At 38.2% G+C, this 19,270-nt stretch carries 14 protein-coding genes; 4 read left to right on the top strand and 10 right to left on the bottom strand.

What is annotated here, in order from left to right; genetic code table 11:
* Positions 1–2: 2 nt before the first annotated feature.
* The 8 genes from KHA99_RS22245 to KHA99_RS22210 form a co-directional block, all read right to left on the bottom strand.
* Entirely contained in the window at positions 3–872 is an 870-nt protein-coding gene (locus tag KHA99_RS22245; protein WP_213119648.1) for a branched-chain amino acid ABC transporter permease, read from the bottom strand.
* Between the two features lie 74 nt (positions 873–946).
* Positions 947–2,173: an ABC transporter substrate-binding protein gene (locus KHA99_RS22240; RefSeq protein WP_213119647.1), complete on the bottom strand. Its 1,227-nt coding sequence runs from the start codon at positions 2,171–2,173 to the stop codon at positions 947–949.
* A gap of 23 nt (positions 2,174–2,196) precedes the next feature.
* A complete protein-coding gene (locus KHA99_RS22235) occupies positions 2,197–3,603 on the bottom strand; it encodes an ABC transporter substrate-binding protein (protein WP_249366819.1) in 1,407 nt (468 codons plus the stop codon).
* A gap of 338 nt (positions 3,604–3,941) precedes the next feature.
* Positions 3,942–4,820 carry an SMP-30/gluconolactonase/LRE family protein gene (locus tag KHA99_RS22230; RefSeq protein ID WP_213119645.1) on the bottom strand — a complete coding sequence of 293 codons (879 nt, stop codon included), beginning with the start codon at positions 4,818–4,820 and terminating at the stop codon, positions 3,942–3,944.
* A 59-nt stretch (positions 4,821–4,879) separates the two neighbouring features.
* The gene (locus tag KHA99_RS22225) at positions 4,880–6,154 is read right to left on the bottom strand and encodes an LLM class flavin-dependent oxidoreductase (protein ID WP_213119644.1); all 1,275 of its coding nucleotides are present in this window, start codon (positions 6,152–6,154) and stop codon (positions 4,880–4,882) included.
* Between the two features lie 38 nt (positions 6,155–6,192).
* Positions 6,193–6,963 (bottom strand): SDR family NAD(P)-dependent oxidoreductase, encoded by a 771-nt coding sequence (locus KHA99_RS22220; protein WP_213119643.1) that lies wholly within the window; start codon positions 6,961–6,963, stop codon positions 6,193–6,195.
* Between the two features lie 79 nt (positions 6,964–7,042).
* Positions 7,043–8,629, bottom strand: coding sequence for a class I adenylate-forming enzyme family protein (locus tag KHA99_RS22215; protein WP_213119642.1), 1,587 nt, complete (start codon positions 8,627–8,629; stop codon positions 7,043–7,045).
* Between the two features lie 264 nt (positions 8,630–8,893).
* Complete coding sequence (locus tag KHA99_RS22210) at positions 8,894–10,336, bottom strand: sigma-54 interaction domain-containing protein (RefSeq protein WP_213119641.1); 1,443 nt, start codon at positions 10,334–10,336, stop codon at positions 8,894–8,896.
* Between the two features lie 605 nt (positions 10,337–10,941).
* Between KHA99_RS22210 and cls the strand changes: the two genes are divergently transcribed.
* Both cls and KHA99_RS22200 read left to right on the top strand, forming a co-directional pair.
* Complete coding sequence (gene cls, locus KHA99_RS22205) at positions 10,942–12,396, top strand: cardiolipin synthase (RefSeq protein ID WP_213119640.1); 1,455 nt, start codon at positions 10,942–10,944, stop codon at positions 12,394–12,396.
* A 415-nt stretch (positions 12,397–12,811) separates the two neighbouring features.
* Positions 12,812–13,912, top strand: coding sequence for a DUF4236 domain-containing protein (locus tag KHA99_RS22200; RefSeq protein ID WP_213119639.1), 1,101 nt, complete (start codon positions 12,812–12,814; stop codon positions 13,910–13,912).
* A gap of 76 nt (positions 13,913–13,988) precedes the next feature.
* Here KHA99_RS22200 and KHA99_RS22195 read toward each other — a convergent pair whose 3' ends face one another.
* A complete protein-coding gene (locus KHA99_RS22195) occupies positions 13,989–15,896 on the bottom strand; it encodes a 3'-5' exonuclease (protein ID WP_213119638.1) in 1,908 nt (635 codons plus the stop codon).
* Between the two features lie 235 nt (positions 15,897–16,131).
* Between KHA99_RS22195 and KHA99_RS22190 the strand changes: the two genes are divergently transcribed.
* Positions 16,132–16,518, top strand: a complete 387-nt coding sequence (locus KHA99_RS22190) for an ABC transporter ATP-binding protein (RefSeq protein ID WP_307852132.1) — start codon at positions 16,132–16,134, stop codon at positions 16,516–16,518.
* A 99-nt stretch (positions 16,519–16,617) separates the two neighbouring features.
* The gene (locus KHA99_RS22185) at positions 16,618–17,319 is read left to right on the top strand and encodes a hypothetical protein (RefSeq protein WP_213119636.1); all 702 of its coding nucleotides are present in this window, start codon (positions 16,618–16,620) and stop codon (positions 17,317–17,319) included.
* 215 nt (positions 17,320–17,534) lie between these two features.
* On the opposite strand, the gene KHA99_RS22180 is transcribed toward KHA99_RS22185, so the two are convergent.
* Positions 17,535–18,740, bottom strand: a complete 1,206-nt coding sequence (locus KHA99_RS22180; RefSeq protein ID WP_213119635.1) for a YecA family protein — start codon at positions 18,738–18,740, stop codon at positions 17,535–17,537.
* Positions 18,741–19,270 lie beyond the last annotated feature (530 nt).

Below are 19,270 nucleotides of genomic sequence, written 5' to 3'. Positions count from 1 at the left end.
CGTCACACCTTTTTCGTGATCTTTTCACCTAGAATACCGGTAGGCTTAACATATAAAACCAATATAATTAACGCAAAAACAAACACTGATTTCAGCTCTGACGATACATAACCTGCAATTAATCCTTCGAAAACTCCAATTAATAAGCCTCCAACGATGGCTCCAGGTAAGCTTGTGAACCCTCCAAGTATCGCAGCTGCGAAGGCTTTAATGCCAACCTCCCCCATCATATTTGGATCTAAAAAGGTAACAGGAGCGATTAGAATTCCAGCAATACCACCTAATATGGCACTTATTCCCCAAGTTCTTGTAAATACAGAGGAAACCCCAATACCCATTAATTTCGCAGTAGCAATATTTTGAGAGGACGCACGCATGGCTAACCCGATTTTTGTATGTTTAAAGAATAAATAGAATCCAAGCATCAGGATGGTAGTGACAACAAAAATGAAAATCTGATTTATCGTTATCGTTATACCTACGTAATTAAAGTGTTTATTAGGCAAAGCCTCTGGAAAGCCGACAGGGGTATAACCCCAAATGATTCCAGCTACTCCGCGAAATACCATATACAACCCAAACGTTAAAATGATTTGATTTAGAATTGGCGCCTTTTGGACAGGGCGCATAAATATACGTTCAACAGCCATCCCAAAAATAAACGCAATCACTAAAGATAACAGAAACGAAACAAAATACGGAAGTTTAGTAACGGTTAAGAACGTGAAACTTATAAACGTGATGAGCATGGCCATTTCACCCTGAGCAAAGTTAACAATATCAGAGGTTTTAAAGATTAGGATAAGCCCCAAGGCGGCCAAGGCATATAAGCTTCCTGCAGCTAAACCGCCTATTATAATCTGTCCTGCCAAATGTCATTCACAACCTTCCTGTAGATTAATTTGGCTGGACAACAATATCTGTTATTGTTGTCCAAATCGCATTCTTATGGTTCGTATTTAATAACATCTGAAATATCTACTAATTCGCCACCTTTAAATTGGCTGATTTTCACCGACGTTTGGCCATACCGATAATCAGAGGTATAGGTAACGTTATAGGCTAGTGAACCGTCCCAATCCTTCAAGGTCTCCATTTGTTTAATAAAGTTTTCCCATGTAAGATTATCACCGCTGCGTTTTAAGCCTTCCACCAACACCTGTGCATAAGCCCAAGCTGATCGCATAAAAACGGAATTTGGATCCTGTTTGGGAATGTCTTTTGAAATTTGATCAACATATTCCTTTATTAAAGGATTGTCTTTATCTTTTAAAGATTTTACCCAGGTTGTTGATAAGACCCCTTCCATAACATCTGCACCAGCTAAATCAATCATGGTTGAATCCGCACTAGTATAAGTCAGCATTCTTTCGGCGGAACCACCAATTTTGTCAAATTCTTTTAAGAAGGAAGCTGCGGGTTTAGGAGAGGCAAATAAAAACACAACATCTGGACTTGCTTTTTTCATTGATAGTGCTTGTGCGCTGAAATCAACGTCTGTAGGATTGTAGGATTCCTGTGCAGCAACTTTTATTCCAAGTTTGTTCAATTCCTCCACGGCTGCATCTCTATAAACAATTCCGTAATCATCATTTTGATAAAAGATCCCTACTGATTTTGCCTTAAGTTCTTTATTTGCATAGGTTGAAAAAATCCGCGCTTCAATATCATAGTTAGTTTGCAAAGCGAAGTAATTTTTTACTGCTGGTTTAACAAAGGCGCTATCTCCGCTAGCAACTGCGACAACAGGGATTCCTTTTTGGGTCAAATAGGGCTTGACCGCTTTATTATGGGCTGTCCCAGTGGTTCCCAAGATTGCAAAGACTTTTTCCTGTTCCACTAATTTCTTCGCTGCTGCGACAGTTTTGGAAGGCTGATATTCATCATCAATGGCAATATATTTAAGTTTCCTTCCGTTAACGCCGCCATCTGCATTTACTTTATTAAAATAAGACTGGTAAACCTCTGCTAATATCCCCCATTGTGCTGCTGGGCCAGATTGTGGTACCCAGCCCCCAATCAGAATTTCGTCATCCGTTACCCCTTGAGAATTTTTAACTGAAGACTTTTCTTTAGCATTTTTTGTTGATGTGGTGGAACTATTGGTTCCGCCGCAAGCTGCCAATACAAGACAAATGATCATAATTAAACTATTCACCAACCATTTTCTCATCATGAAACCCCCTTTTTAGATTTTTATTCCTCTAACCAAAGTGTTGAAAAAATGGGCTTACCTAATTTATTGTGTTCATACCCTTTTATTTGTTTGTTCATTGCAGCAACCATTGGCGTAAAAAAGAGTGGTATTGATTCCGCTTCTTCTAAAACGGCGATTCTACTAATCTCTTTATACAGCTCCGCTCGTTGATCCTGATCATAGGTGGAAGCAGCTTTTGAAATTAGTTCTTCTAAATCTGGTCTGCTATGACCACCTGGTTTAAAGAAACTATTTTTCGAATATAGTCCGCTGACTGTCATTTGTGGATCAGCTCTACCTGACCAGCTTGCTAAATAGGCAGGAACCTCCTTTTCAGAATAAAAGCTTGCAGCCGCTGCTGTAATTTCCAAAGGTTGAAGCTTCACTTCAATCCCAATATCTTTTAATTGACTCTTTATCGCTTCGGCTAATCTAGTTTCATAGGATTTTGCAAAATGATTCATGGTGAAGGAAACATTCTTTAGACCTGCTTCCTGCAAGAGTTTCTTGGACATTTCCGGATCATATTCAATTTTCATGGAGGAATCGGCTGCCCAATAGTCACTTGGAAACGCTTGCGCTGCAGGCTCTCCGCTGCCAAAGTTAAGCGCAGAAATGAGCGCTTCACGATTAATCCCGTGTTGAACTGCTAGTCTGACTGCTTTATTATTAAAAGGTTCCATGGATGAATTAATATACATTTTTGTGCCTAAAAGTGGTAAAATCTCTGTCATTTCAATATTGGGGTTATTTTTTAAAGTTTTGACATTGCCCGGGCTAATATCGAATGCAAAATCTACTTCTCCTGATTTTAGGGAATTTATTCGTGTATTTTCCTCCGGCATGATTTTTACCGTTATTTTGTCGAGATACGGTAATCCTTCTTGCCAATAATTCTCAAATGCCTCATAAACGACTTCACCATTAGGAACTTGTTTGACTAGCTTATAAGGACCTGCGCCTACTGGATTTTGAGAGAAATTTTCTCCCTTCTCTTTAACAGCTGTCGGTGAAACCATCATACCTCCTCGATCCGATAATGCCAGTATTAAAGAGGAATCTGGCTGTTTTAAATGAAGTTTAACCGTCGACGGATCGACAACCTCAACATTTTCAACATTTTTCAAATCTGATGTCTTGGAATCCTTTGAATTCATTCGCACGATATTAAACTTCACCGCTTCAGCGTCAAAGCTGGTTCCGTCATGGAATTTAACACCTTCTTGAAGGTGAAGGGTAAGTGTCTGATCGTCAGTGAACTCCCATGATTTAGCTAAACCTGGCTTTGGCTGCAAATCAGGGGTAAAGGTAATTAATGTGTCAAAGATTGGCCAAAGAATGGCCTGATCACTACCAGAAGATGATGTCATCGGGTCTAAGCTACTATATCCATTGTTATACGCCAATACGGCTTCTCCACCTTTTTTGGGTGAACTATTTACGGTATTGGAAGGTTTTTTGTCTGAATTTGAGGAACAACCTGCGATAACTAACATCAAAGATAATAAGAGGAACATGATTGGGAAAAAGTGAAATCTACTATTATACATTACTTTGGAATCCCCCTAGCGTAGAAAACCTGCTTTGTCATTTCTCTCGATGAAAAATAAAACATGAGCCTCCTTGAAATCTCTTACACTTTATCTTTAAGAAAATGTTCTTGTTTCAAGGAGGTATCGAACATGTCAATAAAACTATTTACTAATTTCCATTTAGTCCCTGAATGAACAACTGGTAAACATCACTAGTAGGCGGGTACTTCCACTTGAATTTGTTCGATTTTTCCCTGTCGTGCATGAAGCAGGTCCGAAGCCACAGAACTTGGCGCTGTACAGCAATAAAGTGTACGGCCATCCCTGCCGCCTAATGCTACCGCAAAACACCGTTGACTTGTTTCGACTCTTGCTAGTACCTCACCACCCTCTGCTACTCGAACAGCCCTATTTGATCCCGAATCAGCAACCCAAATGGCTCCTGCAGCATCTAGACATATTCCATCCGGCGTTACGTCGCCGAGGTCAGCCCAGATTCGTTTACCAGAAAGTCTTCCATCAGATGCCACGTCAAAAGCTGTCAGCCGTCGTCCAAAAGTCTCCGCAACAACAAGAGTTGAACCTTCATCTGTCAAAACACAACCATTTGGAAATACCAAATCGTCCGCCGCTACACTAACGTTTCCATCAGGTGAAATACAAGCGAGCTTAGCTGTAGGCAAACTAGCATTTGGAGCTAAGGCAGCTTCCCTGCCATGTTCCTTAATAAATGCTTGTAAATTAAAGCCAAAATTCCCTACATATGCACGTCCGGTTTTATCAACAACCATGTCATTAGTATCATGATCAGCAATACCAGATAGGTCAGCATGCTCAACAAGAGAGCCGTCATCTTCTAAGCGCATCACCTTTTTATTTTTCATTGAGACAACTAGCAGCCTTCCATCAGCCAGCCAGCCCAGCCCCGATGGTTCACCATCAACCTCGCATATTTTGTTGGTTGAACCAGAGGAAACATCTACCTTAAGAACACTGTTATCAAAGATATCAGATAGCCAAAGCTGACCGTCCTTCCACCTTGGCCCCTCCCCAAAGTAGATATTTTCTAAGAGGACCGTTGTTTTTTTCATAGAGAAACCTCCTGTCGATTGATTTATCAAGAATACACATAGTGGTTAGTAACTTTACTTTAGTTTCGAGTACGTGCAATAGATGGGAGATTATTTTTGGCCGCAACAACTAAATCGCCTTCCGAAATTCTCGGTGGTTTGCGCCGGGATAAAGCTCTTTCAACTGCATCTCCTAACCGTTCTTGTTTTCTCTTTTGGTGAGCTGCTTCACGCTCTTGAAACTCTGGCATCACTTCACGTGCAAAAAGTTCAAAGGATTCGCAAATATGTTCATGCTTTGTACGTCCAAACTGGCAAACAAAGATAACTTGATCCACTCCGGCCTCTTCGTATTTACGTAATAATTCCCTTATTTGATCTGGTGTACCAATCGCACCACGCAACGAACCTGCTTTTTCTTCTACTAATTGAGCAACGGAAGGTTCACCTTTTTTGCTTGTGGTATCACGAACAAAGCCCATTTTCTCCCTATTCTTTTCAAAATCTTCCCAAAGATTTGAAATACCTGGCCGATGCTGACCAAACCCATAATAGTAGGCGTTCGTATATCCGAAAAAGTGAGCTCCGTCAATTCCTCGTTCAATCGCTGTTTCTTCATCTTCATGACATAACATTGGGATGGTAATGGCAAAATTCGGATTCACATTAAACCCTGCCGGCACGCATTCCTCTGATTGAATGATAGAATAATATTCTTCCACTCGAGATCGAGCTTCCTCCGGCTGAATAAACGAAAATGATAAGGCCCCTAATCCATTGGAAGCGCATAGCTTGATTTGATCACGGCGTCCTGCGGCAGTCCATAACGGCGGATGCGGCTTCTGCAGGGGTTTGGGGAGGATGTTTCTTTCTGGCATTTGTAAGTACTTTCCTTCGTATTGAACAAAAGGCTCTTCCACAAACATCCTAGTAATCGCATCTAATGCCTCTTGCCATTGTTCCCGTTTTGTTTCCCTATCGATTCCGAATCCCTCCAATTCCATCGCCGTAGTCGATTCTCCGGTGCCAAAATCGACTCGCCCGTTAGAAATCAGATCCAATAAGGCGATTCTCTCTGCCACACGAACAGGATGATTGTGCCCCATTGGCAATTGAACGATTCCGTGTGCGAGACGAATTTGTTTTGTGCGCTGAGAAGCCGCTGCCAGAAAGACTTCAGGGGCTCCCGCGTGGCTATATTCTTCTAAAAAATGATGTTCAACGGCCCAAGCATAGTCGAAACCTAGTTTGTCTGTTAATTCAATTTGCTCTAAAGATTCATTGTATAATCTCTGTTCAGAGTATTTATCCCATGGTCTTGGATTGGAATGAAGATAGATCGACCCAAATTTCATAACTATTTTCCTCCTATAATTAATTAATATTTTGTTGTTTAGTTATGCTCGAAGCGGAATTTAAACCCAAGAGCACCATCATCCACTTTAACAATACTTCCGTTTATCGCACTGGATTCCTCTGATCCTAAAAACGCAACCGTTTGTGCAATTTCTTCAGGCTCGATTAATTTGTTTGACATTTGAGCTCCTTCAATGATGTCCATAATTCCTTGTTTTCTGTAGTCATCTAAGATGCCAGTGTTAACACCAGCAGGCGCAATGCCGACTACTCGAATACCATATGGCGCTAATTCAAGTGCAGCGCTGGTAACCATAATTTTCACTGCACTTTTTGAAATATGATAAGCAAATGAACCGGGTGCTACCACATAGGCATAAATCGAAGAAGTATTGATAATTACACCTTTTTTCCCCAATTCAACCATCTTCTTTGCCGCAGCTTGCATTCCGTAGAACACTCCATGCTGATTGACGTCCAAGACCCGTTGATAGGATTCACGGTCATATTCCAAAAATGGTTTGTGTATATCGATGCCTGCATTGTTAAACATAACATCAAGAGAACCATATTTTTCAACAGCGAAATTCACCAGATTATGAACGTCTTCAAGGTCAGAGACATCCACTTTATAAAATGTGGCTTCGCCGCCTTGATTTCGAATTCTTTCCTCCGCTTTTTTTCCTGCCTGTTCATTAAAATCTGCAATGACTACTTTTGCTCCTTTACTTGCATATAATTCAGCGGTGGCACTGCCAATTCCGCCCCCGCCCCCGGTAATAATCGCCACTTTATCTTTTAAAGTCATAAGAGATTCTCCTCTCAATGGTAAAATTTAAATCTACTAGATTTTCAATATACTTCGTGAGACGTAATTGAAAGTGCTTTCAAAATTTCATTAATACATTTTTCAATACTTTTCCACCTGGATTTTTTGGAAGTTCCGTGACAAAAGCTACTTCCTTTGGGATTTTGTAGTTTGCTAATTTACCTGCTAAAAACGATTGGATTTCAGGTCCAGTAACATCTTCACCTACTCTTTTTACAATAAATGCTTTTATCTGTTCTCCATACATTTGATCGGGTATGCCAACAACTGCTGCTTCCAATACCGCAGGGTGGTTATACAGCGCATTTTCAACTTCAATGGAGAAGATTTTTTCACCGCCACGATTTATCATGTCTTTCTTTCTATCCATAATATAAACAAATCCATCTTCATCGATCATGGCTATATCACCTGAAAGCCAATATCCATCTATAAAAGCAGAACTGTTGGCTTTATCGTTATTCCAATAGCCTTTAACGACCATTGGTCCTTTTATTAATAATTCACCAATTTCATTCGCAGTGCATTCTTCCATCTCTTCATTTACAATTTTTAATTCTGCCACAGGGACAGGCAATCCCACAGATGCTATTTTTGTATCTTGGTAGGAAACTGGCATGATAGTCGTTGGAGAAGATGTTTCTGTGGCACCATACGCATTATGAAGTTTTGCGTTCGGAAACGACTCTCTCAACCGGTTAATCGTTACCAGTGACAAAGATGAACCACCGGATGCAATTGTTTTTACAAAGGAAAAATTATATGTTTTAAATAAAGGATGGGACATTAACATGATAAACATAGTAGGAACGTTGAATAAAAAAGATATTTTTTCATAATCCATTATTTTTATGGCAACTTCTGTTTGATATCGAGATATTAGAACCGATGTTCCTCCAATAAAGACCATATGGAGTAATTGTCCGATTAATCCCGTAACATGAAATAAAGGTACAGCAATTAACGTCTTTGTATTATGATTGGTTTTGAGTGTTTTTTTGAAATTTATCACACTATGAACTACACCAATATGACTTAAAATTGCACCTTTAGGTGTACCAGTTGTGCCAGAAGTGTACATAATTAATAGTGGATCTTCTTCATTTACTATTTCGGTAACATTTAACGCAGATGAAATTTCAAGAACTTCAAACGGAAAATACTGTTGCAAGTTTTTTTCTTCACTTTTCCAATTCACTAGAAACTTATATTCTAAGTCAGGTAATTCAACCTCTTCTTGAATTCGATCAAGCTTTTCTTTAAAATCCTCATCAACTATTATGAGCTTGGCTCCGGAGTGCCGAAGCATAAATGCTAACTCTTTTTCCTGCAAACGGGTGTTAAGCGGAACAATTATTGCACCCAACTGTGAACAGGCAAAGGTAGTTAGGAAGTATTCCACACAATTATTTAATAAGAGAGCGATTCGATCGCCTTTATTCACATTGAACCTTTTTTGTAAATTTACCGAAATGTAGTCTACTCGATTTTTAAGATCCTTATAGGTTAAGCGTATATCTTGAAACACGATTGCTTCCTTATCGGGGTACTTTAAAGCTACCTTGTTTAAGATTTCGGTAATCGTTTTCGGTCGTTCTGTAAACACCTTTACTTCACGGTCGAAAACGACTTGTTTTGTGATCAAAGTCTTACTTCCTCCCTTCCATTTTTTTATGATTTTTAGTCTTTACTACTTTTAAACCTTATCGAACTTTTATTAACGAAATTATCAGCGAAAATTCCCCCTCAACAAAAAACAAAAATTATTTTTTCAATAATTTAACTTGCAAGAACCATGCCAACTGATTAAATATGATAAATTTGTTGATATAAGCCGAAAGATTCAGATTGTTTTTTGAATACGATATAATTTGCGATAAAAAAAAGAATCTTTCGATTCTTTTTTTTATCAATATTCATTTATTTTTAATTTTTGCATTTTTTTCACTAATGCCGGTTGGCTAATCCCTAATTTATTCGCTGCTTTTCTCGTTGTTCGGTATTCTTTCATGGTTTCTTTGATTACTTTTCTTTCAAGTTCTTCAACTAGTTCCTTCAATGACCACTCTTTTGTAGGACTGTCCTTTGAAAAAAAATCTTCAGGCAAATGATTGACGGTTATTTCCTCACCATCTGAAGTTACTACTAATCTTTCGATTAAATTTTCCATCTCTCTAATATTTCCAGGCCAATGATATTCTTCGAAACAGCGAATAACTTCCGGTTGTATTCGTATATTCATTTTATATTTTTCATTCATATTATTTAAAAAATAATAAGTAAGGGGGGGGATATCTGCTCTCCGGCTTCTTAAGGCAGGTATTTCAATTGGAACAATATTTAATCGATAAAATAAATCTTTACGAAATTGCCCTTTTTCAACTAGCTCTTGAAGATTGCGATTTGTAGCTGAGATAATTCTTACATCAACTTTTACTGTTTTTGTGCCTCCAACTCTCATAATTTCGTATTCTTGCAGAACCCTGAGCAATTTCACTTGTAATTCTAGTGGCATTTCGCCAATTTCATCAAGAAAAATCGTTCCTCCATGCGCCTGTTCAAAGTATCCTGGTTTTCCCTTAATATCCGCACCAGTAAAAGCACCTTTCTCATAACCAAATAACTCTGATTCTAAAAGTTGTTCAGGGATAGCCCCACAATTTACTTTTACGTACGGTTTGTTCACTCTTTTACTGTTTATGTGAATCATATTGGCAAAAACCTCTTTTCCTACACCTGATTCACCATTAAGGAGAACAGCTGAATCCACATTTGCAACTTTTTTAGTTAAATGGAGCACTTTTATGATTTCTTTGCTTTGAGCAATAATACCGTCCATCATGAGGCGTGCTCCCTCTTTTTGTTTTAATTCTTTTATTTCATTTAAATATTTTTTTGTAAGCACTCTCGATTCATACAATTCAGACTTAAGTTTATTTAAGTCCGAAATATCACGTAAATTTGATACAACGTGAGTAATTTTACCGTTTTCGTCGTAAACTGGACTCCCCGTAACAAGTAACTCTTTACCTCTTATATTTTGAATAATTGTTTTAACACGCTTCTCCTTGAGAACTTTTAATGTTACTGAATCTGAAATAGTTCCCTCATCAATTAATTGAGGCAGGCTTTTACCAATCAATTCCTCCCTTCTTACTCCTGTCATTCTTGTATAAGCTTCATTCGCAATAACTCCCATCGCATTACTGTCATTAACACAAATTGCATCGTAGCTTGATTCAATGATTGATTCAAGAATACTATAAAGCTGTTTTAATTCTTCATAAGTTTTTGAATCATCCTTGCCTTTATCTAAAAATTTCCTAAACAAATTCTCCGAGCTATAAATCATATCTAAACCCCTTTTTAAAGAATTAATATGGTTATCTTTCGCTAAATAAAATTAAAAACCTTTCAAATTAATTAAATATTACATTAATTTTAAATATTGTGTTAATTATTTCACATCATTTTTAATGTAGAATGAGGAAAAAAAACCTGCCCTGTTGCACTCTAAAATGTACAGCACTTTTTTAAAATTGGAATATACTGTAACTGAGTTTGTGTATATGGATGTGAGATTATGAATCCTTGGTTCAACACTAATATTATAAGTGAACAGGAAGATCGTTTAAAAAGTTTCATGCGTATCGTTTGGGAACAGCACGTTTATTGGACAAGATTGACGATTAATAGCATAGCATTTAATTCACCTGATCTAACTGCTAATACCGACGACTCTCCGGAATGCCACAGATATAGGAAATTTATTAAAGCCTTTCTATGGAAATAAAATAGCCGTACAGAGACAATTCCCTAGGAAGTTTTAATTAGACCTTAGGGACGGGTTCAGCCGGCTCTTTTTCCAAAAAGAAAAAGTCACGGGAACCTTTCCTTGGCTTTTGCTGCAAGAATTATATATATTGAAGTAAAGAACTTGGCGCTGGAGAGGTACCAATGGAATTACAAAATATTAATACTATACTCATCGCACTTATTACTGTCTTGAATATATTATTTGCCATAGTGGTGATTTTTGTTGAGAGACGGGATGTCAGTTCTACCTGGGCGTGGCTTTTGGTCTTATTTTTTCTGCCTATTCTAGGGTTTTTGGTCTATATCTTTTTAGGCCGCCAGTTAAAGCAAAAGAATTTCTATAAACTTTCAGAAGAAGAGAGACGTTTTTTAAATGAAGCTGTAAATGTGCAGATGGACAACTTAACTCGTTCAGATTTTCTACATAATCCTATGCTTCAAAGGTATGGGGATCTTATTAAAATGAACATGAAGTCGTCGAACGCCTTACTATCTAACGATAATGATGTACAGATTTTTCATCACGGAAAAGACAAGTTCGATGCGTTGTTTCAAGATATTCAGAATGCAAAAATCGAGATTAATCTGCAATATTACATCATTCAGCGTGATTCCTTGGCGGTAAGGTTACGGGATGAACTGACAAAGAAAGCAAAGGAAGGGATACGGGTTCGCGTTCTCTACGATGAAGTGGGTTCACGGCGGATGAATCGTTCCTTTTTCAAGGAACTGATCGAGTGTGGCGGCGAAGTGGAAGTGTTTTTTCCTTCTTTTTTAAAATTAATCAACTTTCGGATTAATACGAGAAACCATAGAAAAATCTGTATTATTGATGGCGAGATTGCTTATATTGGCGGATTCAATATTGGTAATGAATATTTGGGGCTGGATAAAAAGTTCGGAAATTGGCGCGATACTCATCTACGAATAATGGGTGAGGCTGTTAATCATATTCAAGGGAGATTTGTGCTGGATTGGAAGCAGGCAACGGACCAAGAAATAATCAATCATGAAGCCTATTCTATGAATCAGGAGCGGCATAGCGGAAGCAGTACCATCCAAATTATAGCCAGCGGTCCGAACTCCACAACCGAACATTTGAAAAATATGTATTTGAAGATGATCATGTCAGCGCAAAAAAGTGTCTATATCCAAACACCCTATTTTATTCCTGATAGCAGCTTTATGGATGCCTGCAAAATCGCCTTACTTTCCGGGGTAGATGTTCGGATCATGATTCCCAGCAAGCCTGACCATCCCTTTGTGTACTGGGCAAACTTGGCTTATGCCGGTGAGCTTTTGTCATATGGTGCGAAGATTTTGTTATATGAAAATGGATTTTTACATGCCAAAACGATATTGGTGGATCAAGAGATAGCCTCTGTCGGGACCACTAACATTGATATGCGCAGCTTCAGGCTAAACTTTGAAGTCAACGCCCTCATCTATGATGAAAAGATTGCTCATGATTTATATGACTTATTCGTAATAGATTGCAATCATAGCTCCGAACTAACCCTTTCACGATACCAGGAACGATCCGGGTTCGTGCGATTCAAAGAATCCATATCCCGCCTTCTGTCGCCGATTTTATGAATCAGGATGATCAGAAGTGAACCAGAAAAATGGTTTTGGTGGCGATTTTCAGAAAAAGAAGGAGCCAGGGTACGTCCCTCTGGCTCCGATTAATTATCTAAAATACATTTGTCGACAAAATCCCTTGGGTTCTATGGAGCTATAGGTATTTTTTTCATGCGACATTGTTTTTATTCTTATGAAAGACCTTTTCTAATAAAAATACCCAACATGAGTTTGGAAACCTTATTTTATAGATTAAAAAAAAAATTTCCAGACACCACCTATCAATAGGAAGTATCTGGAAATTTACATTCAGCTTTATCAAAGGTTCAATTCATTTATTAAATTAATAACGATATCTTCGGTGGTTCCATCAGGACTTTTTCCCCGCAACCCTTTTTTGATATAATTTGTAAAAAGGAGGGATGTTACAATGGGCTTTGGTTTTAGGAAAAGTTTCAAGATTGCTCCAGGAATTCGTTTGAATGTTGGCTCTAAAAGTATTGGGGTAAGCGCCGGTGTAAAGGGATTACGATATAGTGTTAATTCAAGAGGCGGGAGCAGAATGACTGCAAGTATTCCTAATACAGGAATATACTACACATCCACCGGTGGAAAAAGAAGCAGAACAACAGCTTATAGTAGACAAAGAGAAATCCAAGCAAGACAAAAGGAAGCTGCTCGACTAAATGAACTAGAACAAGCAGCTCTTGCGGTTGATGCATATCAAAATACATTGGACCGAATTCATTCCATTCATAAGGAAGCAGACGATCCGATAAATTGGATCAAAGTGAGGAGTACAAACCCGCCTTTTCGAAAAAATGAAGGACAAATTGGTCTCCATGAAAATGCCGCAATTGAAAAATTACATAATTACAAACCGAATTTAGTGACAAAATTGTTTGGACATCAAGAGAAAGAGCTTGAAAAGCTGCAAAAAGAAGTAATGGAAGCAAGAAAAAAAGATGACGAGGAATACCGTTCATGGGAAAGAGACGTTAGAATAGCGACAAAGGTCATTGAGGGTGATATTGATACATACTTCGAAGTCATTCAAGAATTTGAACCATTCGATGACCTTACCGAATTTGGCAGCGGATTTGAATTTTTCGCCGAAAATCCAAAAGTAATGGAAATAGAGTTTGACGTCCACAGTGATACAGTAGTTCCAAAAGAACAGCTATCATTAACCAAAACCGGTAAATTATCTGTAAAACCTATGCCAAAGAGCAAATATTTTGATATCCAGCAGGATTACGTCTGCAGCTGTGTTCTAAGAATCGCTCGGGATATGTTTGCTCTTCTACCATTAGATACAGTCTATATCCATGCTACTGAAACGATATTGGATTCCATAACAGGATATCAAAGACAGCTGACAATTCTTTCTGTAAAAATCGATAAAAGAACATTAAACAAATTAAACTTCGAACACATTGACTGCTCTGATTCCATGCAAAACTTCAAACATAATATGAAATTTAAAAAGACCGCAGGCTTTAGTGAAGTGGAAAAATTAACGGTTGAATAAGATGCACGGGGACGGTTCTCGTGCATCACTTTCACTAGAAAAAGAGGCCAAAGAACCTTCCCTATACATATTTAAATTAATTGACCTTTTCCATACCATCCCTCTTCTGCTTTCTTAACATGAGGATTTGATCCAAATATTTCGTGTATTCCGATTCCCCCGAATAGGACAAGCAAAGATACTCCTTGGCTCTTGTCATCCCAATATAAAGGAGCGAAACCTCCCTCTCCTTATCCTCTTCGAGTGGAAAAGGCATCGAATCCACATTGACAATAAAAACAGCACGAAAATCCAGGCCCTTGCTGCTGTCGATAGTGCTAATTTTAACCTTGCCATCGTCCTTTTTATAGGAACGCTTGGAAACATCATTTTCCGTAATCCAGAAAAACGGCAAACCTGCTTCAGATAATGAACGCTTAATAATATCAATGATCGGATACTGATGAGTTCGTTTAACCCGGTATAGGATTAACATTTCATCAAGAGATACTTTTCGCTCTTCATGCAGCTTTTTAATTTGTCGGGCCACAAGTCTCGTCTCATCAAAAAAATTGGCAGCCTTTAGGATTCCGGGCTCTGGTCCTTTTCTCTTTGTGCTTTGCGGGGCAATAATTTCCCCTTCCAAATCACGATTGACTACTTTATTTTTAAACATGGAATGTTCACGGTAGAAATCCCAGGCAAACTTGACAATCTGCTGGGTATTTCGATAATTGATCGACAACACCTTTGAACGTCCTTGAAAGCTCAAACCTGTGTCTTGAAGGTAAGAGCGTTTTCGTTTATAGATGGTCTGCGCTCTATCTTCCACTAATAAAAGTGATTGGGTATCGGCATTGATAAGCAAACTGACCAAACGAAGCCAGTCAGCTTCAAAATCCTGTCCCTCATCAATCAAAACAGCATCATAGGTCGGAAGAATCGCTTCCTTCCTCTCTATTTTTTCGATGATTTCAGGCAGCTGCTGCTCCCTGATTTTTAAATCATTTCTTAACCAAGAATGAAAGTTACGAACAATGATGTTTTGATTTTGCACAGTCTTTACATTTGAATCAAAATCGAACAAATCCTCCGGTTCATTCAGCATGTGGGTAATCATTTGCTGGATGGCATTGGCCAGTGAAATATTATAGCAAAGGATCAGGATTTTCCAATCAGGATTCTGCTTGGACAACATTTTCGCCCGGCTTGCTAAAATAATCGTTTTCCCGCTCCCGGCAACCCCTCGTATCAAACGGTTCTTATCACCAATCTGTTTAGCCAAATTCTCCTGATGAAGATCCATTGTCTTAATATCATGTAAGGATAATAAAAGCTGATCTTGATATGGGACAGGCGCTTTAAATTCAGCACTAATCCGGACTTCTGGGAATAGATGATAACGAATAGCATTAATGTCCTCTAATGAAAGTGGTTCCCTAAGGCGAAACGGTACTACAAACATATTCAGGATCTTTTCCATTAGAACTTCTTCAGAAAATCCTTCCTTCTCCGGGTCAATTTCATCCCTTGTCAAACAAAGGTGTGGTTCAATAACCGTGTAAAGCCCCTCTTGTACAAAATCCTTGGAAAACATCCTCGTAAAAACAACACCATGGCCATACGGGAATTTTAATTGAAATTTATATTTTCCATCCAATTGAATCAGGTTTTTATCTTTTTTCAAGACATCCACAACATGGAACATATTATCCCTGGCCTGCTTCATTGGACTTTTGATGACTGCCTGATCGCCGGAATTTGTCACAATATGCCATTCATCGTGATTAAGTTGAAATAATGTATTTTTTGTATAATCTTTCACTTCCAGCACAACGATACCGAGGTCCGGACCTATAATCACAAAGTCAGGCCTTTTCCCTTGTATCTCAGGCTCGAAGTATACTATGTAATCATCTGGAAGATAAGTCTTTAAAGTTCGAAAAAATAACCGTTCCCCCGTCGTGGCAGATGATCGAATAGTTTCAGGAATCGTAATCGCCATAACAACCGCTCCAAAATTTGCAATTTTCTCCATTATACTACAAATAGTGCGATTGACCTAAATAAAAGATGCATGGGGACGGTTCTCGTGCCTCACTTTTGCTAGAATATGAGGCAAAAGAACCGTCCCCATGTTTCAACAAAAGTATTGTCATTTCTATAGGACTTATTTCATAATAGAATGGAAGATATATCCTAGTAAAATTGATAAATATGAGAACTCTTATGAAAGTGGAGTGGAAATATTGATTAAAGAAATCCTTGATAAATTTTTTAAGACAACACAAACTACACCTCAACCAAAGGAACCTCCCATCAGCCAAGCGGAAGTCGAGGCATTAATTAATGCGAAACTGAAAGAACATGCAGCAACTATTGAAAATGTCGTTGCGGAAAAAGTCATCGAAAAACAAAATGCCGGCGAAGATGATTATAAATTAACTTCTAAACAGGTGGAGTATGCCCTTTCTTTAATCGATAAAGTAAAGGACGAATTCGAATTGGCAATAGCCCCGACTGAATTAACCGTTAAAGATTTGAATAGGTTAATTGCTTATCAAAGGTATAAGAATAAAGGGACCCTAATTAATCTTTTGAAAAAGGGAGTATTAAAAAAAAAATAATCTCAATATTTTCTTCATAAAAATCCCCTTGGTATTCAACACCTCATTTAGAAACAAAATTAATGATCAATTCGTCTAATCTTAAAAGGGGTGCTGACTATGAAAAATTGGGCTATCTTTATTTTGATTATATTCGCCTTAACAGGTTGCCGGTCTACACCATTTGATGGACATGCAGTAATTGATTGGGTTGATTTTTTAAAATGGGACGGTATTGAATACGATGGGATTTACTCGGGTGTTTTGGCTGACGAAGAGTACCTTGGAGATAAAATTGGGACAGTAAAGTTCAAAGTAGCGGACAATGTGACGAATCCAAATTATAAAATTCGCAATGGAGATGCCGCATTTCATGAAAAAGGCACAGAAATTTATGCGATTAAAGGTGTTCCACAATTTATTGCCGTTAAATCTCCCCGTGATATTCATGGGTATCGTGTTTATTATTCAAGAAAGGATTTCGATTATAAATGGCACTTTAAAGATATGCCAATGGAGAAAGTGAACCGAATTGAGATTTATCTTGCCTACCAGCCGGAAGGGCCAAAAAAATTGGTAAACATAGATAACCCAGAAGAGATAAAGAAATTTCTTCAAGTATTAAATGAAGGTGAGAGTAGTCCAAATTTCCAGCCAAATATGGATAAAGGTGATCCCACTGTTTATGACATGGTCTTTTATACGGATCAACCTATTGCCTATAAATATGATTTGCTGTTTGATGGTATCACCTATTATTGGCATCCATGGGATACAGCGATATTATCAAATGGAATCGGTGATTTCCTGCCAAAACAATAAAAATATAAATATAGAATAGTATAGTTCATCTAAATGGGCAAAGCTATTAAAAAACTCTCATTGTTTAACAATGGGAGTTTTAATAAACGGTTTTAGTTTAAATAATATTATTACGGTGATTAAACTACCGTTCAGAGGCACGGGGACGGTTCTCGCGCCTCATTTCCGCAAGAAAATGAGGCAAAAGAACCGCCCCCATTCATCACTTCTACCCCCTATCTCCCGCAACAAAATTTAAACTTTTTCCCGCTCCCACAAGGACATGGGGCGTTTCTGCCAACTTTCTTTTTTGTATGAATATCAACTACATTCGTTTTCTGATTTGGCTTCAGCGCTGACGCTTGCTGCTTTTTGGGGGACAACTCCACTGGGGTATAACCTTTAAGAATCCATTTTCTCGTGTTATTTAATAGGACTACAGCTTGATCCATGCACGCTCTAACGTTGTCAATATTTTGGAATTCCAGTCTGTCCGATAAAAATTGCATGACTTGATTAGGACTCACGTCATTGTTAGTCATATAAACACATTCTTCGGCTATATGGTCTGCTTCTTTCCCCGTGATTTCGTAATTTCCAGTTAGAAATTGAACGAATTGTGTATAGCTCTCGTTTCTTTCAACATAACCAGGTTCACCTGCCATTAGCAGCTGCTCTTTAGAAAACGGATAAAACTCCAGATTTTGTCTCATCTGTTGTTCCTGTTTTACTTTTTCCGGATTAGAAACTCTCTCATGCGAATATCCCTTAGAATCGATATGGATTAGGTTATAGTAGGATCTCGCTTGGCGAATGATTTTTAGATAATCTGCAAGTTGGATTGGTCCTTCCAAATATCGATTAAGCAAATCTTCTAATTCATTAATATCGGCTGTTCCGTAATAGTAAAGAAGCCCCTGGGTTAGTTTAGTCCATTCGGAATTTCTCCGACAGACCGATTGCACTTGCTGGTCATTTCCTTGGAAAAACGTACTTTTAACAATCTCTTCAGGGACGACCAAAATCCTTTTGGCGTTATTCGTGCCGGTAAAAACAATCCCGTAGTTACGGAAAAAACTAATCTGCCGTGATTCAATTTTCGGCGCTTCAATAAATCCGCCATTACCCACGATTTCTTTTACAAGGCTATATTGCTCGAAGTCCATATTCTTGAAAGTTTGTTCCAGCATGGTTAGAATCTTCGAACTCAATAATTCAGCTAATTCCCCTTTTTTCAACTGGCTAGCACCACTTATTTCCAAATGCTGCCTGATCTTAATTAAATCATCTTTTGAAAGACGCATGAGGACGTCTCTTAACGAAATAGGAAAAGAAATCTCACTCCAGTTTTTTAAATCCTGTTTCTGCTGAATGGTACGTTGTGTTTCCTTTAATCCGTGTACCATATTATTTATGGCTTTTTCTACATTTCTATCAGTCAAACCGGTCCACCTCGAAAAAATTTTGCATTTCATATATTATATTAAAATAACATTATATCATATTGATGCACGGGGACGGTTCTCGTGAATCACTTTCACTAGAAATGAGGCAAAAGAACCGTCCCCATGCATTTTAAAATAGTTTCTTTAATACATCGGTTATAATAAACTGTATAGTGTATATTATAAAAAGACCGAACATGCAGCAACATGTCCGGTCCAGCAATAAACGATTCCCTCAGCAGGGGATCGGCGTGTAGGCAGGATAATCCACCCGAGCCATCAACTCAAGGGTGGGTTATTTTTTTCGGTTAAATGACAGAATGCTTACGATCAATCCAGCAAATCCAATTGCAAACATTAATGTTTCAAAAACTGTCACCCAGCATCACCCCCTTTCTATTTGGGAGTGTGCCGACCACCCTTGAGAAATCCTATTCTATTGCATTTAAATTATACTACTCAATCGAACACAGGAACATATGTTTCAATAAGATTTTTTGTCCCCTCTAATTGCTGTTTTAAAACCA

Origin of the sequence: Neobacillus rhizophilus (assembly GCF_018343535.1) — a bacterium.
Taxonomy (GTDB): domain Bacteria; phylum Bacillota; class Bacilli; order Bacillales; family Cytobacillaceae; genus Neobacillus; species Neobacillus rhizophilus.
Note: the sequence above shows the minus strand (reverse complement) of the source record. Positions and strands in the feature narration are given on the sequence as shown.

Coding starts and splice junctions, on each gene's coding strand:
- cls (WP_213119640.1), top strand. CDS start 10,942: ATGGAATTACAAAATATTAATACTATACTCATCGCACTTATTACTGTC.
- KHA99_RS22210 (WP_213119641.1), bottom strand. CDS start 10,336: ATGATTTATAGCTCGGAGAATTTGTTTAGGAAATTTTTAGATAAAGGC.
- KHA99_RS22200 (WP_213119639.1), top strand. CDS start 12,812: ATGGGCTTTGGTTTTAGGAAAAGTTTCAAGATTGCTCCAGGAATTCGT.
- KHA99_RS22195 (WP_213119638.1), bottom strand. CDS start 15,896: ATGGCGATTACGATTCCTGAAACTATTCGATCATCTGCCACGACGGGG.
- KHA99_RS22225 (WP_213119644.1), bottom strand. CDS start 6,154: ATGAAATTTGGGTCGATCTATCTTCATTCCAATCCAAGACCATGGGAT.
- KHA99_RS22185 (WP_213119636.1), top strand. CDS start 16,618: ATGAAAAATTGGGCTATCTTTATTTTGATTATATTCGCCTTAACAGGT.
- KHA99_RS22220 (WP_213119643.1), bottom strand. CDS start 6,963: ATGACTTTAAAAGATAAAGTGGCGATTATTACCGGGGGCGGGGGCGGA.
- KHA99_RS22230 (WP_213119645.1), bottom strand. CDS start 4,820: ATGAAAAAAACAACGGTCCTCTTAGAAAATATCTACTTTGGGGAGGGG.
- KHA99_RS22240 (WP_213119647.1), bottom strand. CDS start 2,173: ATGAGAAAATGGTTGGTGAATAGTTTAATTATGATCATTTGTCTTGTA.